Raw genomic sequence first — 14,386 nt, forward strand, 5'->3', positions numbered from 1 at the left:
GGCACGGGCGTGATCTCCCAAGGGCGGAAACGGCATCCAGTCGCTCGAACCTGGCGTGCCCGCCAGGTGTGAGTCTTAAGACACGGAGTATCTCCAAAATCTTAAGAACATCACGAAATCGATAATACAAGGGCGGGATAACGCGACAGCGGTTCCCGGCCGCTTCGTTGCCCGAAACGCTTCGCTTATTCGGGCCTACACGCTGATCCCGATTTACGATTGTAGGCCGGGATAAGCCAGTCCTGAGCCCGGTCGAAGGGGCGATAGCCGTTCCCGGCGGACGGTGCAGAACAGCGGAAATGCCGGACTCATTGGTCGGGAGCCGGTTGGCACGCACAGCGCCCGAAGGGCATGTTACCGGGAATGCCGGATACGCTTCGCTTAATCCGGCCTACAAACACTGTAAAACTGATGTGGAAAAACCGTCTGGATTACGGGCTGTTGTACAAGACTTCGCCCAGAGCTCCGATATCGTAGCCGCCCAAGCTGCGGGCTTTTTCCGAAAATTCCGGTGTGCGGGTGAATTTCAGCAGGGTCTGAAACGGCGGCTCGAAGTAATCGCGCCGGCGGATGACCAGATCGAAGCGTTCGCGCGCCAGCGGCAGAAATTCCAGCTTCATCTGGCGGGCCACGGACTGCACCGCGATGCCGGCGTCCGCTTGGCCGCTACACACGGCGAGACCCGTATCGACATGGCCGCGCGCCGGCTGGGGCAGGAGGTTCAACGCCTCGACCGAGAGGCCCGATTGCTTGAGCAAATGCCGGAAGAGCAGGCGGCTGCCAGCTCCTTCCTGCCGTTCGATGATGCGCGCGCGGGTTCGGGCCAAATCGGAGAGGGCACGGATGCCCAGCGGATTTCCGGCAGGCAGCACCAGTCCTTGCTCCCGCCAGGCCCAGTGCAGGACCACGATTTCGCTGCCCTTCACATGTTCCTTGATCGCCGGCAGGTTGTATTCGCCGCTTTCCGGATCGAGCAGGTGAAGGCCGCACAGTACCCCTTCGTCGGCGGCGAACCGCTCCAAACCCTCGGTGCTGCCGTTCATCTGCATCGCCAAAGGGTAACCGGTCTCTCCCAAGGCCCATTCCAGCAGCGGATCGTGACTGCCGACCACGACTTGCGGCAGCGGCCGGGTTTCCGTCGTCGGCTGCATCTGGAAATCGCTGTTTTGCTTGAGCCAGATATCGATCTGTTGCTTGGGAAACAGCCACTTGCCCGTAACCCGCGTGCAGGGAATGCGCTTTTGAGCGAGCAAGTCGTAAATCTTGCGCTCTTTCAGCCGTAGATAACGGGCCACTTCGGGGACCGTCATCATGTCCTGCGTGTCCGATTCGTCCTTCAGCATGATTGGGTCTCAAATCGCCTTAAGCGGAAAAGATTCAGGAATATACGTAATGAAACTAGAAGGATTGTAACCCAAGAGCTTCGGCTACGGACGAAAGCCCAGATTGCCCAGCGCTTGCCGTACCCGATCGTCCGTGAGCAATTCCCGAAACTGGCGGACGCCGGGGCGTTCCAGACGGCTTTTCGGCACCAGAAAGTCGTAATGCTCGTCCTGGACGGGTATGAACCCGAGACCATATTGAGCGGCGACCGTCTCGATGGCGACGCCCCAGTCGGCGCGGCCTTGCGCCACGGCGGCGGCCACCGCGTTGTGCGATTTGGGCTGGACGGCGTAGCCCGGCAGCGGCCGGCCTCCGAGCAAGCGGTCGATCAGGATGCGCGTTCCGCTGCCGGTATTGCGGTTGATCATGAGACAGCTCGCATCCTCGCGCGCCGCGGCGAGCGCCCCTTCGAGCGTTTTTCCCGCAAACCGGACGTCGTCCTTGCGGAAGACGATGCCTTGCATGCGGCGGTAGCCGGGGACGAGTTCGAGTTCCGGAGTCAGCAAGTGGCGGTTGTATTCGCCGGTCGCCGGGTCCATGAGATGCACCCCGGCGATGTCGCATTCGCCCCGCTTGGCCGCCGCCGCGCCGCCCATGCTGCCGACGTAGAGGGCTTTGGCCGCCAGGCCGCGCTGCTGCAATAGCGTCAGCAGGTAGTCCAGCCCCGCGCATTGGCTGCCTACGAACACCAGTTCGGCGGGTTCCAGCGCCTGGCCGAGCAGTTGCACCGAGACCGCGCTGCCGGCGGGAACCTGCTCGGTGCGCTGATCGATGGCGATAAAGCCGTCGGCGAAGCTGAAGGCCGTCACCGCCCCCGAGCCTTTTCCCATCGGGTAGGCCGCGAGCCCATCGTCGGTCGGCATCAGGCTCACCAAGAGGTACTCGGTGCGCCCGCGCTCGGATGTGATCCGCATGGGCAGCGTGGCTTCGACCGATCGGGTTCGCGCGGCCGGCAGTCCCGCCAAGCGCCTCAAAACCGGAGCGACGAATTCGTGGAAGTTGAAGATGGCCGAGGTGGGAAAGCCGGGCAAGACGATCACCGGCTTGCCGTCGGTGACGGCCAGGCAAATGGGTTTGCCGGGTTTGAGGGCCACCCCGTGCGCGACCACGCCGGGGTTCTTTAAGGCACTAACGGCTCGGTAGGACAGATCGCCCGCGCCTTTCGAGGTGCCGCCGGACAGCAGCGCCATGTCGCATTCCAAACCCCGCTTCAATGCGCTCGCAAGCGCCGTTTCGTCATCCGGCACCACGCCGAGTTCGACTGGTTCGCCGCCCAATTCGCGCACGGCGGCCGCGAGTATCGTGCCGTTGGAATCGTAGACCTTGCCGGGTCGCAGCGGCTCGCCCGGCGAAACGATTTCGTTGCCGGTGGAGATGATGGCGACCCGCGGGCGGAGGTAAACCTCCACCTCGTCCAGACCGATGGCGGCCAAAACCCCGAGTTCCCGCGACGTGAGCCGTTGCCCGGCGCGCATCACGGTTTCGCCTTTGGCGACGTCGGTGCCGGCGAAAGCGACGAACTGGCCGGGCAAGGCGGGCTTGCGGATTTCGATGCGGAGCGGCCGCCGGTCTTCCAACAGTTCGGTGTGCTCGATCATCACCACCGCGTCGGCGCCGCGGGGCAGCATGCCTCCAGTGGCAATGGGCGTGGCGGCCCCGGCCGTGACGGCAATCGAAGGCTCGACGCCGGGCGCGAGCACTTCCGGGTTCAGAGACAACACGGCCGGAGCCTCGGCGCTTGCGCCGAAAGTATCTGCGGACCGGACCGCGAAGCCATCCACGCTGGCCCGGTCGAAAGCCGGCACGTCCACGGGGGCGCTCACGGTGCGCGCCAGTACCCGGCCCAAGGCTTCGGCGAGCGGAAGGGATTCGTTGCCGGACGGCTCCAGCCGAAGATGGGCATGAAACCGCGCCGCCGCTTCCGTGCGGTCGATGACATCCAGAAACTGTTCCTGGCGGGCCGCGCGCCGCAGGTCGTCGTTATCGGACATGGTTCGGTTCCGAGTCCAGGGAGTTATAAAGGAATACGGTCACTTCGGCGCCGGACGGATAGCCTTCGCAATCCTCGGGCACCAGCAGAAATCCGTCGGCGGCGGCGAGGGCCGAGAGGCGGGTGTTGCCGCCCGTGGCGACGGGCTCGGCGCCGTTCGGCGTAAGCCGCACCCGGCAATAGTCGACGCTGCCGAGTTCCGAGCTGATTTTCTTGGTTAAAACGACCCGCCGTTCCGGATACGGCCAGGCCGTGCTTCGGCCGGCCATACGCCGTATAGCCCGGCCTGCTAAAAGATCGTAGGCGCAGAAGCAGGCGACCGGATCGCCCGCCAGGAGAAACACCAATGTGTTCCCGATGCACCCGATGCACCCGATGCCGGCCGAGCGGCCCGGTTCCAGGGCGATGCCGTGCCAGGCCAGTTCTCCGGCGGTGTCCAGCGCTTCGGCGGCGCGGTCGTTCCAGCCTTCGCCGCTGCTTCCCACGACCAGCGTCGCTTCGATTTCATTTGTGCGGAGCGCTTCCGCGATCGCATCGTCGGACACGTGCACGCACGCTTCGACTTCGCCGCCGTCCCGCGCCACCAGCGCCTTCAACATCGACGAACCGGCTTCGAAATGCTGGTGAGTACTACGAGGCTGCCCCGGGACGGCCAAATCATCGCCGGTGGTCACGATCCGTACTTTCGGGCGCCGGATGACCGGAATACGGTCGATCCCGCAGGCGGCCAGCAGTGCCAAATCCTGGGCGCGCAAGGGTCTTCCCTCGGGTAAGATCGGGCTGTCGCAACCGATGTCCTTGCCGCGGCGCGCGATGTTTTCGCCCGGCGCAACGGCGGCCGCAACGTTCACGAAGCCGCTTGTTTCTTCGACTAGCGCGAGCGGAACGATCGTATCAGCTCCCTCGGGCAACGGCGCTCCCGCCGCGATTCTCGATGCCGTTCCGGGCTGTAGGACGAGTGATGTATCGTGCAGGATCAGCGAGACCGGGCTATAAGCCCCCGCCCCGATGGTTTCGAGCCCGTGTACGGCATAGCCGTCGACGGCGGCGCGGTCGAACGGGGGGACATCGATGGGCGACGGCACCGCTTCGGCGAGAACGCGTCCATAGGCTTCGGATACGGCGATTCGCTCCGGCGGCAACGCCGAAATCCGCCGGTCCAGCCAGCGCAGCACCTCGTCGACGGATTCGTAGCGGGTGAAGGTTTTCATGGGTGACGATTTAGCACCCCGGTTTGAAGGCCCATTCAATCCCGCCATTCGATAACGTGATCTTCCAGGCAATCCGCCTCGGCTTCCGGTATGGCATATCGGCGTACGGAAACGCCGGCATCGTGAACGGATTCAGGATCACCGGAAACCAGGGGATGCCAAGCGGGCAGGTCTTTGCCTTCCGCCAGCAAGCGGTAGGCGCAGGTGGGCGGAAGCCAATGGTATTGCGTGAACCCGGCACGCAAATTCAGACATTCCGGAACCGATACCGTGCGCTCTTTGTAGTGCGTACAGCGGCAAGCCTCGATGTCGAGCAGTCGGCACGCCACGCTGGTGAAGAACAACTCACCGGTGTCTTCGTCCTCCAGCTTGTGCAGGCAGCATTTCCCGCACCCGTCGCACAGCGACTCCCATTCGTGCTCGGTCATCTCGGCCAGTGATTTTTCGTGCCAGAAGGGATTTTTCATGGGTCGGTTACGCGGCTGATGAGTTCGGAAGGCTCATTTTAGTCGCAAAACCGTCCGGTGAGTTCGATGGCGAGCCCTCTCCCGTAAGGGGAGAAGGGATTCCATCGGAGCTTTTTAGCCAATTTTGTTTATCCGAGCGCGACGCCTGTTGCAATAGTGAGCCGCTTTTGCAATAAAGTTCGCCCCCGGTTAGACGGTAGTCGCAATCCGATTAGAACATCATGCCGCAACTCACCAGGCTGGGCGACGCCCAACCCAAACATGCCGCCTGCCGCGTGCCTTCATTCGAGCGTTGCCCGCGATCCGATTTGCCGGCGGCGAGACTTGTCTAATGGCTGAGTCTTCATATCAACCCCAACCCTGACAGGAGGATTTATGGACCCGAACGACATTTCCGTTTTAGACAAGCGTTTCGGCATCGCCGGCGAAGTAGTCTTCAAGGAGGGTCCCAGCGGGCTGGGGGTGGTGGAAATCAGCAACGGTCTTGCCATGGCGAGCATTGCCTTGCAGGGGGCTCACTTGATGAGCTGGGCGCCGCATCGGGAGGAACTGGTCATTTGGCTGTCGCCGAAGGCGAAGTTCGGGCCGGGCGAAGCGATCCGCGGCGGTGTGCCGGTGTGCTGGCCGTGGTTCGGGCCTCATCGGAGCGAATCCGCTTTTCCCGCTCACGGCTTTGCGCGCACCGTGCCGTGGGAAGTGATCGAAGTGCAGGCGTTGGAGGACGGTTCGACCCGATTGGGTTTCCGCCTCATCCAGAACGACGAGACGCACGCCCAGTGGCCGCATTCGACGCCGCTCGCGCTTTACATGACCATTGGCACGGCCCTGGAGATGGAACTGGTGACGCACAACCTGGGGCTCGCGCCCGTCACGATCGGCGAGGCGCTGCATACCTATTTTCAAGTCAGCGATATCCGCCGGATCGCGATTCACGGTCTCAAAGGCTGCCTCTATATCGACAAAACGGACGACGGCCGACTCAAGCAGCAATCGGGGCCCGTAACCTTCGACGGGGAGACCGACCGCATTTATCTCGAGTCCACCGCCGATTGCCTGATCGACGATCCGGGTTTAAGCCGCCGCATCCGCATCGCCAAGCGGGGCAGCCGTTCCACGGTGGTGTGGAATCCGTGGGCCGAGAGGGCCGAAGCGCTGGGCGATTTCGGCGAGAATGGCTATCTCGGCATGGTGTGCGTGGAAAGCGCCAATGCCGCGGACGACGTGGTGACGATCGCGCCGGGCGGGACGCACCGCCTGTGGGTGCGCTACACGGTGGAGTCGATGCGTTGAGCGCTGGGCGGGTTATGCTTTTCGGTTTCGCGAACCTCGGCGCTGGATTAACCTAGCCGAGCCATGGAAATCCTCTATCAGGACGACTCTCTCGTGGCGGTGGACAAGCCCGCCGGCTTGCTCGTCCATCGAAGCGATATCGACCGTCATGAAACCCGGTATGCCATGCGGATCGTGCGGGATCGGCTCGACCGCCGGGTATACCCGATCCATCGCCTGGACAAGCCGACCTCGGGCGTGTTGGTATTCGCGCTTGATTCGGATACCGCCCGGCGGATGACGGAATTATTCTCCGGCGGAGCCGTCGAGAAGAGTTATCTTGCCGTGGTTCGCGGCTACACGGACGAAACCGGCATGATCGACTATGCGCTGGAAGAGCAACTCGATCGGATGACCGACGCCAAAGCGCGGCTGGACAAACCGGCCCAGCCGGCGGTAACGGTCTATCGCCGGCTGGGGATCGTGGAGCTGCCTTTCGCAGTGGGCCGTTACCCGACCGCCCGTTACTCGCTGTTGCGGGTCTCGCCGAAAACCGGGCGGAAACATCAGATCAGGCGTCACATGAAGCATATTTTTCATCCGGTCGTGGGCGATACCAGCCATGGCGACGGGCGCCACAACGATTTCGTCAGGGCGCATTTCGGCTGCCATCGATTGCTGCTCTGTGCGACCGACTTGGTGTTTACTCATCCCCATACGGGGGAGAGGCTCCACGTGAAAGCGCCCTTGGATGACACTTTTCAAAGCATCGTAAACGACCTCGGTTGGAGCTTCGTCTTGAGCGAAGCCCTCGAATTCGGCCATTCACACTAAAGAAGCCTATGAGCCATACACCCAAAACCCAGATCATGGCCTTGTTCTGCGACTTCGAGAACATCGCTCTCGGCGTCCGCGACGCCAAATACGCCGCCTTCGATGTTCAGAAGGTGCTGGAACGGCTGCTTCTCAAGGGCAATATCGTCGTCAAGAAGGCCTATTGCGACTGGGACCGCTACAAGGAGTTCAAAGGCGGCATGCACGAGGCGGCCTTCGAGTTGATCGAAATCCCGCACGTGCGCCAGTCGGGCAAGAATTCCGCCGACATCCGCATGGTCGTCGACGCGCTCGACTTTTGCTACACCAAGTCGCACGTCGACACTTTCGTGATCATCAGCGGCGATTCCGACTTTTCGCCCCTGGTCAGCAAGCTGCGGGAGAACAACAAGGTCGTCATCGGCGTCGGGGTGAAGAAATCCACGTCCGATTTGCTGATCGCCAACTGCGACGAGTTCATTTTCTACGACGACCTGGTGCGCGAGGCGGCAAAGCCTAAGCCGAAGTCGAAGCGCGCGCCCGTCAAGACGTCGCGCCAAGCTGTAGCACCCGGCGAAGGCGAAAAGAAGACCGAGGAAGACAAGAAACAGCAAGCGCTGGATTGGGTGCTGGAAACGGTCGAAGATCTTTTGGAGGAGCGCGGAGAAGAGGAAAAGGTGTGGGGATCGATGGTCAAGCAGGCGCTGAAACGGCGAAAACCCGGCTTCAACGAAAGCTATCACGGGTTCCGCACGTTCGGGAAATTGCTGGAAGACGCGCAAGAACGGAAATTGTTGAAACTGGAATACGACGAGAAATCGGGTGGCTATATCATCAACAGCTTAAGCCGCGAAGATTAGAGGATCTCACTCTTACCAGGGCTTGCCGAAATACACCGGGCCTTGAAAGCCGCGTCTTTTGTATTCGCGCTCGATTTCTCCTTTCAGCACCGTCGGAATCCCCGTCAGCTTCAACGCGGTTAACTGGTATTCCAGATAAAAGAACGCTGCGCGCGGATCGCCCAGCGTTAGATTGTCGATATAAGTCCTGGCGATCATCGACCACCGTCTTGGATCCGGAAACTGGATGATTTGAGCGGTTGATTCGACTGTTTCCATTTCGGGCCACCTTACTCCGTTCGACTTCGGCGGGCGGCGCTTTGTTCACTGCGGATGTCGATTTTCGGGCTATAAGTTGATCCTGCCAAAAGAATCGATTTTCGTTATGGCATATCGGTGATGGGGATTTGAAAGCCGCCTAAACAGTGCCGCCGTTGGCAGCGCCTTGTTTGAGAGCGGGTCTCGCCCCGCAGGCGAGTTACTTTTCTTTGCTTGCCCAAAGACAAATTTGTCTGGAACAAATTTGGACGCGCGAAGTGCGCCCGAAGGGTTTGCGCCAGGACAGGCGCAAATCCAAAGTAACCCAAAGAAAGGGCACCCGGAGAGCGCCCTCGTCCTGCGCGTCACCGCCTTGAGCCGGGGGCGACCGAAGGCACGTCCGTGTGCCTCGGCCACCGCACCCGATCCATCGGGTGCCCCTATGGGCTGTTCCGGCCCAAGACGGCGATGCTCGGAGGCGCTCTAACGGGATTCAAACGTGTAGCGCCCGCCATGGCGGGCGCTACACAAGATCAGAAAACGCTCTAACACCCCGGTAGCGATTGCCGGTTCTGGCAACCCGCTGCCGTTTGATCGCGTCAAAAATCCGACGCAAGATCGGTGAAAGTCTTCAGATTGCTGATTGCAAAAGAAATATTTGATAGGAACGGAATCTGCATAAACGCATCCGGTAAAACCAAAATCGAGCGGAAGCGTTATGAAAGCCGTTATCGTAAAAGCATTGGGCGGATTGGGGCTGCTCGGCCTCTTTTCTCTGCTCCTGTGGGCCGACCCCTCGGGCCGGTACTTCAATGTCTCGGGTCTTTTTCTGGTGGTCGCGGGCACGTTCGCCGCGACTGTTCTTGCCCATTCGTTTCGCGGGGTGACCGATTTGTTGCGCAGGCTTCGGAGCAAGCTTGGAAATAAAGCGTCGATGGACAACGACGATCTGGACGTTTTCCTGCGCGTTGTGGAAGCCCATCGCCAAGGCGCTGTTCGCGCGGCCGAGCAGGCGGCCCGCCGGCTGCAGGAGCCTTTGCTTCGAGCCGGCGCGGAACTGGTGATCAATCGCACCCCGCAAGCCGACCTGACGCGGATGCTCCAGTGGAAAATCGGGGCGCAGCGGGAGCGGGATCAGGCCGAAATCCAGATCATTCGCACCATGGGTACCTTCGCGCCCGCCTTCGGCATGCTGGGAACACTCTTCGGCCTGATCGAGATGATGTACGGTTTGGACGCCAATCGCATGGAGCAGATCGGTGAGGCCATGGGCTTCGCCATGCTGACCACGGTGTACGGGCTGGTGCTGACCAACCTGGTGTTGAAGCCCATCGCGACGCGCTTGGAAAGGCGCGCCAAGGAGAATCTGGCCTGGTCGTACGTGCAGATGGAATCGGTGCTCATGCTGCACGACCGGTGTCATTCGGCGATGTTCCGGGACTATTGGCAAGCCTTCTTCGACCAGCCGGAGACGAACGAGCCGATCGATTCGCTCCCGCTTAGCATGGCCAACTCGTAGTCACAGGATTTCGGTATGCCATTGAACGACGCACCGGCGACAACGCGTTCCCGGCGGCCGGACACCGGGCGGGAAGCCGTCATCGATCCCTGGCAAGCGGCGGCGGCCGAACGCACGACCGAGCAGGGCGGCTGGCTGCTGAACTATTTGGATGTGATGACCTTGCTGTTCACGTTCTTCGTCATGCTGTTCGCCTATCAAAAGGCGATAACGGCAGAGTCGAAAATCGCTCAGGCGCCAACGTTGGTTAAACCGATGGTGGCAACGGCCCCGATTCCGATTTCTCCCGCGATCATGAAGGAGTCGAAGCCGGTATCGGCGAACGAAACCTCGGCCTCTCCGCCGGTCCAAAAGATCGCGGATAGAGCCCCTAAAGCCAAAGCCGAGATCAAGGTTCAGCCCGCTTACCCGGTACAGATGCGGGTTGTGTCCGAGGCAAACGCGTCCCTTGGCAAATCCGAGGCCGAAGAAGCGGATGTCGAGGCGAGTCCTTCGGCGCAAAAGGCCGGGGAAACTCCAGCTTTGGCCGAACGATCCGGAAAGTCGTTTCCGCCTGTTTCCGAGAAAGGGTGGATAAGCGAAGTCGGCGATACGACCGTGAGCCCGGCGGCTTCTTTGGGTGAAGCGTTCTCGGACGCGGAGTTCAGTGGTTCGGTCGAGGTTTCGGCAGGGAGCGGGGAAGTCCGCCTGGAGATCAACGACGCGATTCTGTTCGATCCGGCCAGCGCCGATTTGAAGCCCGAAGGCTCGGACCTGCTCAACCGTCTGGCCGGCGTGCTCGGCACGCAAGGCGGAACGATCGCCGTCGAGGGCCATACCGACGACCGGCCCATCGCCACGCCGCGGTACCGGTCCAACTGGGATCTGTCCACAGCTCGGGCGAGCACCGTCACTCGCTATTTGATCGCGCACGGCGTTTCCCCCGAGCGCTTGCGCGCCGTCGGCCTGGCCGACACCCAGCCGCGCGAGGCCAACGGCACGCCGGAAGGGCGGGCCCGGAATCGCCGCGTGTCGATCGTGATGTTCCTGGCGCGCAAGGGCGGCGTGAAAACCTGAGCGGGGCCGGTTTTAGCGTTTTTCGCTATGGTGTAGCGGTGGCGTGGATTGGGAAGGCGCCAAACGGTACCGCTAAACGCGGCGATGGTTTTAGAGCGGGGAGCCGCCCCGCACGCGGGGTACGCTGCGAACTCCGTCCCTGGAGTTCGCCCTTCGGGCCAGCCGCTGGCTGTCCAAATTTGTTCCGGACAAATTTGTCTTTTGCTTGGCCAAAAGAAAGTACCTCAAGGCCACCCGAAGAGCGCCCTAATCCTGCGCGTCACCGCCCAGCACCGGGGGCGACCGAAGGCACGTCCCTATGCCTCGGTCGCCGCGCGGCATCGTGCCGCGCCCCTTCGTGCTAATCCGGTCCCAGGCGGCGATGCTCGGGGACGCTCTAACGGGGCTAAGACGTATAGTGCCTACGATGGCGGGTGCTACACCAAACCAGAAAACGCTCTAATCGTTCGATTACCGCCAGCGAAGCACCAAACGCCGGCCGTCGAGCGCCTCGACGGCTCCGCCGAATTGGCTATTTTCCCGGTCGAGCCGATCCCGAATCCAGTGGACATCCGCCTCGGACGGCCGGTTCAAGCGAAACCGCTTGATTTGCAGCGGGATCATTTCAAGGCTCGATAATTTCCCGTCGGCGGGATTGACGGTCGGGAAATACATCAGCGCCAAATCGCCCCGGAACGATTCATAGCCTTCGATCCCTTCGTAATCGTTGATGAAATCGCCGCAGCCGTAGAGGATAAGCTTGTCCCGGTAAACCTCCAAGGCTTTGGGGTGATGGGACGAATGGCCGTGAACGACATCGACGCCTGCATCGTCGATCAAGGCATGCGCAAAGCCGCGCTGTTCGTCGGGAATTGCGTAGCCCCAATTGCCGCCCCAGTGTATCGACGCCACGACGATATCCCGCTCCTGTTTGATGCGCCTTATCCGATCAGCAAGCCGCCGTACCGTTTCGGAAGACAAATCGGGCGGCCGGTTCACGCCGGGTTTGTCGTCCGCCGCCGCCCATTCGGGCGGAATTCCGCTTGAACCGCAACCGAAGCCGAAGACCAGCACCCGCCCCTGGCCGGCGATATCCAGAATCGCCGCAGCTTCCGCTTCCCGGCGGTTTCGGCCGGCGCCCGCGGTTTTCAACGAGCTTTGTTCCAGAGTGTCCAGGGTGTCGGCCAGACCCCGATAGCCCCAGTCGAGCACATGGTTGTTGGCCAGCACGCAGCAGTCGATCCGGGCTGCCGTGAGGCAAGCGATATTGGCGGGATGCATCCGATAATGGATGTCTTTGTCGCGCCAGTAATCGTTGCTGGCGGTGATCGCCGTTTCGAGGTTGATTACGCGAACATCGGGCCTGGCGCGCTCGAATTCGGCGAGGGCATCGCCCCAAACGTAGGAAAAGCCGACGGGATGCGAAATGGGGCCGTAGAGCTGTTCGCCCAGCTTTACGTAAGCCTTCGCGTTTTTTAAATAAGGCTCGTAAAGACGCGGATCGCCGGGATGCGGCAGGATCTGGTCGATACCTCGTCCGGTCATCACGTCGCCGCACAAAAACAGCCTTATGCTGTTTGGGCTCGGCTCCATGGGCGCAACCTCCTTACCGTAGAGTTGTCGAAAAGGTTCGCGGGCGGCGAGCAGGCCAAGGCCGACGATGCCCGTGCGTGCGATGAAATTTCGGCGACCGCGGTTCATGAATCATCCGCCATCCGTCGACATAAGTTCCGCCTCCGTTTTAACTAGCAGTGTCGGGGAAACCCTCTATGCCTGTCGGTAAAGTTTGCTATGCTCTTCCGGGCTTTGTACTTCATCAACCAGCGATTACCAAACCCGTCGCACGGACTCGACATTAGATCGGGTAGAAGATATGACCGACGACGACCTGAAATTATTTCACCAAGAAATGGCGGATGTACGGCCCATCGATGATTCCGGCCGAGCCATCCTCACCCAGCGCGAGACCCCCACGCCCGGTCAGCTCTACCGGCGCGAGTCGGCCCAGCGCGGCAATGCCTTCGACGAAAACCGGCTTCCGACGGCTTTTGTCGAATTCGTTCACCCCGAAGCCGTCATCAGTTTCAAGCGCGACGGAATTCAAAACGGCGTCTTTCGAAAGCTGCAGCAGGGGAGGTATGAGATCGAGGCCATGTTGGACTTGCACGGTCTGACGGTGGAGCAGGCGCGCCACGAAGTCTATCGGTTCATCCGCGACTGCCTGCGCAACGACGTGCGATCGGCCTTGATCAGCCACGGTAAGGGACGGGGGAATAAGGAGCAGAAGCCGTTGCTGAAAAGCTATCTGACACGCTGGCTGCCGATGTTCTCGGAGGTGATGGCGTTTCACAGTGCGCAGAAATGGCACGGCGGCGCCGGCGCTGTTTATCTGCTATTGCGCAAGAGCGAGAAGCAAAAGGAAAAGACCCGTGAGCGCTTAGGGTTATCCTCCGGCAAACCCGTTCCCTGACTGTTTCGGCGTGTAGGAGACGTTCGGATGGCTATGGACTCGAGCGAAATCGCGGACCGTATCGCCCGGCATTTCGTGACCGAAAAGGGTGATCTCAGCGTCAAGCCCTTGGGCGACGGTCTCATCAACGATACGTTCCTGGTGACCGAAGAACTGCCCGATGGGGAACGATTCGTCCTCCAGCGCATCAACAGCCGGGTTTTCCCTGAGCCTAGGCTGATCATGGAGAACCTCCGGATTTTGTTGAGCCATGTCCGGGAGCGTCAAGCCGGTACCGCTGATGTCCGCGACCTAAAACTTCCCGAAATTCGGCCCACCCGCGCCGGCTTGGATTTCTGGGCGGACAGCGAGGGCGATTTTTGGCGCGCCCTGAGCTTTATCCCGAATACGGGGAGCCACAACGTCTTGCATGATTCCGTCCAAGCGGAGGAAGCGGGTTATGCGCTGGGACGGTTCCACGCCCTGACCGCCGATCTTGATCCCGGATTGTTGCACGACACCTTGCCGGGTTTTCATATCGCACCCCGGTACCTCGCCCGCTTCGAGAAGGTTGCCGCCGGCGTCCAAACGGTTCCGGACAGTGAGGAGCTTCGTTTCGCCCTGGACTTCGTCGGTGCGCGCCGCTCTTTTTTTGCCGTGTTGGAAGACGCAGCGCTGCCGCTCAGAGTCATCCACGGCGATCCGAAGCTCAATAATGTGTTGTTCGACGAGCATAGCGGACTCGCCGCCAGCCTGATCGATCTCGACACGGTGAAACCGGGGCTCGTTCATTACGATTTAGGGGATTGCCTTCGCTCCTGCTGCAACCGATCGGGCGAAGCCGCGGATGATGCCTCGACTGTCGCGTTCGATCTCGACGTGTGCCGCGCCATTCTCCGGGCTTATTTCGCCGAAACCGGAGCCTTTTTGACCGCTATCGAGCGTCGCTACTTGTATGACGCGATCCGGCTGCTTCCCCTGGAATTGGGTTTGCGGTTCCTGACCGATCATTTGGAGGGCAACCGTTACTTCAAGGTCGAGCGGCCGGGGCAAAACTTGCAGCGGGCATTGGTCCAATTCCGGCTGGCGGAAAGCGTCGAGACCCAGGAAAAATCCATCCGGCGCTTGATCGACGAGCGGGCTTGATATACTC

13 protein-coding genes are annotated in these 14,386 nt (G+C 61.1%); 7 read left to right on the forward strand and 6 right to left on the reverse strand.

From position 1 onward, the window contains the following. Positions 1 to 431 precede the first annotated feature (431 nt). The 4 genes from VEB01_RS13205 to VEB01_RS13220 all read right to left on the reverse strand — a co-directional run bounded on the left by VEB01_RS13205 (position 432) and on the right by VEB01_RS13220 (position 5,051). Positions 432 to 1,343 (reverse strand): helix-turn-helix transcriptional regulator, encoded by a 912-nt coding sequence (locus tag VEB01_RS13205; protein WP_324876162.1) that lies wholly within the window; start codon positions 1,341 to 1,343, stop codon positions 432 to 434. 84 nt (positions 1,344 to 1,427) lie between these two features. Then, positions 1,428 to 3,374, reverse strand: coding sequence for a molybdopterin biosynthesis protein (locus tag VEB01_RS13210; RefSeq protein WP_324876163.1), 1,947 nt, complete (start codon positions 3,372 to 3,374; stop codon positions 1,428 to 1,430). Then, positions 3,364 to 4,584, reverse strand: a complete 1,221-nt coding sequence (locus VEB01_RS13215) for a molybdopterin molybdotransferase MoeA (protein WP_324876164.1) — start codon at positions 4,582 to 4,584, stop codon at positions 3,364 to 3,366. The genes VEB01_RS13210 and VEB01_RS13215 overlap by 11 nt, the downstream gene beginning before the upstream one ends. A 35-nt stretch (positions 4,585 to 4,619) precedes the next feature. Continuing rightward, positions 4,620 to 5,051 (reverse strand): YcgN family cysteine cluster protein, encoded by a 432-nt coding sequence (locus tag VEB01_RS13220; protein ID WP_324876165.1) that lies wholly within the window; start codon positions 5,049 to 5,051, stop codon positions 4,620 to 4,622. Positions 5,052 to 5,426: 375 nt separating this feature from the next. Between VEB01_RS13220 and VEB01_RS13225 the strand changes: the two genes are divergently transcribed. From VEB01_RS13225 to VEB01_RS13235, 3 genes are all read left to right on the forward strand, one after another. Next, positions 5,427 to 6,341 carry a D-hexose-6-phosphate mutarotase gene (locus tag VEB01_RS13225; protein ID WP_324876167.1) on the forward strand — a complete coding sequence of 305 codons (915 nt, stop codon included), beginning with the start codon at positions 5,427 to 5,429 and terminating at the stop codon, positions 6,339 to 6,341. 63 nt (positions 6,342 to 6,404) lie between these two features. Further along, entirely contained in the window at positions 6,405 to 7,154 is a 750-nt protein-coding gene (gene truC / locus VEB01_RS13230; RefSeq protein ID WP_324876168.1) for a tRNA pseudouridine(65) synthase TruC, read from the forward strand. Between the two features lie 8 nt (positions 7,155 to 7,162). After that, complete coding sequence (locus VEB01_RS13235; protein ID WP_324876170.1) at positions 7,163 to 7,993, forward strand: NYN domain-containing protein; 831 nt, start codon at positions 7,163 to 7,165, stop codon at positions 7,991 to 7,993. A gap of 12 nt (positions 7,994 to 8,005) precedes the next feature. Here VEB01_RS13235 and VEB01_RS13240 read toward each other — a convergent pair whose 3' ends face one another. Continuing rightward, positions 8,006 to 8,251 (reverse strand): hypothetical protein, encoded by a 246-nt coding sequence (locus VEB01_RS13240; RefSeq protein WP_324876172.1) that lies wholly within the window; start codon positions 8,249 to 8,251, stop codon positions 8,006 to 8,008. Between the two features lie 697 nt (positions 8,252 to 8,948). Between VEB01_RS13240 and VEB01_RS13245 the strand changes: the two genes are divergently transcribed. Together VEB01_RS13245 and VEB01_RS13250 are read left to right on the forward strand one after the other, a co-directional pair. After that, positions 8,949 to 9,749 carry a motility protein A gene (locus VEB01_RS13245; protein ID WP_324876173.1) on the forward strand — a complete coding sequence of 267 codons (801 nt, stop codon included), beginning with the start codon at positions 8,949 to 8,951 and terminating at the stop codon, positions 9,747 to 9,749. Positions 9,750 to 9,764: 15 nt separating this feature from the next. After that, a complete protein-coding gene (locus VEB01_RS13250) occupies positions 9,765 to 10,805 on the forward strand; it encodes a flagellar motor protein MotB (protein ID WP_324876176.1) in 1,041 nt (346 codons plus the stop codon). Between the two features lie 450 nt (positions 10,806 to 11,255). Here the strand turns inward: VEB01_RS13250 and VEB01_RS13255 are convergent, their stop codons facing one another. Continuing rightward, complete coding sequence (locus tag VEB01_RS13255; RefSeq protein ID WP_324876178.1) at positions 11,256 to 12,485, reverse strand: CapA family protein; 1,230 nt, start codon at positions 12,483 to 12,485, stop codon at positions 11,256 to 11,258. Positions 12,486 to 12,657: 172 nt separating this feature from the next. Here VEB01_RS13255 and smrA point away from each other — a divergent pair, with 172 nt between their 5' ends. Together smrA and VEB01_RS13265 are read left to right on the forward strand one after the other, a co-directional pair. Next, a complete protein-coding gene (gene smrA, locus VEB01_RS13260) occupies positions 12,658 to 13,254 on the forward strand; it encodes a DNA endonuclease SmrA (protein WP_324876180.1) in 597 nt (198 codons plus the stop codon). 27 nt (positions 13,255 to 13,281) lie between these two features. Continuing rightward, positions 13,282 to 14,379 carry a phosphotransferase enzyme family protein gene (locus VEB01_RS13265; RefSeq protein ID WP_324876182.1) on the forward strand — a complete coding sequence of 366 codons (1,098 nt, stop codon included), beginning with the start codon at positions 13,282 to 13,284 and terminating at the stop codon, positions 14,377 to 14,379. Positions 14,380 to 14,386 lie beyond the last annotated feature (7 nt).

Source organism: Methylocaldum sp., assembly GCF_035627495.1.
In the GTDB taxonomy this organism is placed as follows: domain Bacteria; phylum Pseudomonadota; class Gammaproteobacteria; order Methylococcales; family Methylococcaceae; genus Methylocaldum.

Coding starts and splice junctions, on each gene's coding strand:
- VEB01_RS13255 (WP_324876178.1), bottom strand. CDS start 12,485: ATGAACCGCGGTCGCCGAAATTTCATCGCACGCACGGGCATCGTCGGC.
- VEB01_RS13250 (WP_324876176.1), top strand. CDS start 9,765: ATGCCATTGAACGACGCACCGGCGACAACGCGTTCCCGGCGGCCGGAC.
- VEB01_RS13265 (WP_324876182.1), top strand. CDS start 13,282: ATGGCTATGGACTCGAGCGAAATCGCGGACCGTATCGCCCGGCATTTC.
- VEB01_RS13220 (WP_324876165.1), bottom strand. CDS start 5,051: ATGAAAAATCCCTTCTGGCACGAAAAATCACTGGCCGAGATGACCGAG.
- smrA (WP_324876180.1), top strand. CDS start 12,658: ATGACCGACGACGACCTGAAATTATTTCACCAAGAAATGGCGGATGTA.
- VEB01_RS13215 (WP_324876164.1), bottom strand. CDS start 4,584: ATGAAAACCTTCACCCGCTACGAATCCGTCGACGAGGTGCTGCGCTGG.
- VEB01_RS13205 (WP_324876162.1), bottom strand. CDS start 1,343: ATGCTGAAGGACGAATCGGACACGCAGGACATGATGACGGTCCCCGAA.
- VEB01_RS13225 (WP_324876167.1), top strand. CDS start 5,427: ATGGACCCGAACGACATTTCCGTTTTAGACAAGCGTTTCGGCATCGCC.
- VEB01_RS13245 (WP_324876173.1), top strand. CDS start 8,949: ATGAAAGCCGTTATCGTAAAAGCATTGGGCGGATTGGGGCTGCTCGGC.
- VEB01_RS13240 (WP_324876172.1), bottom strand. CDS start 8,251: ATGGAAACAGTCGAATCAACCGCTCAAATCATCCAGTTTCCGGATCCA.
- VEB01_RS13235 (WP_324876170.1), top strand. CDS start 7,163: ATGAGCCATACACCCAAAACCCAGATCATGGCCTTGTTCTGCGACTTC.
- truC (WP_324876168.1), top strand. CDS start 6,405: ATGGAAATCCTCTATCAGGACGACTCTCTCGTGGCGGTGGACAAGCCC.
- VEB01_RS13210 (WP_324876163.1), bottom strand. CDS start 3,374: ATGTCCGATAACGACGACCTGCGGCGCGCGGCCCGCCAGGAACAGTTT.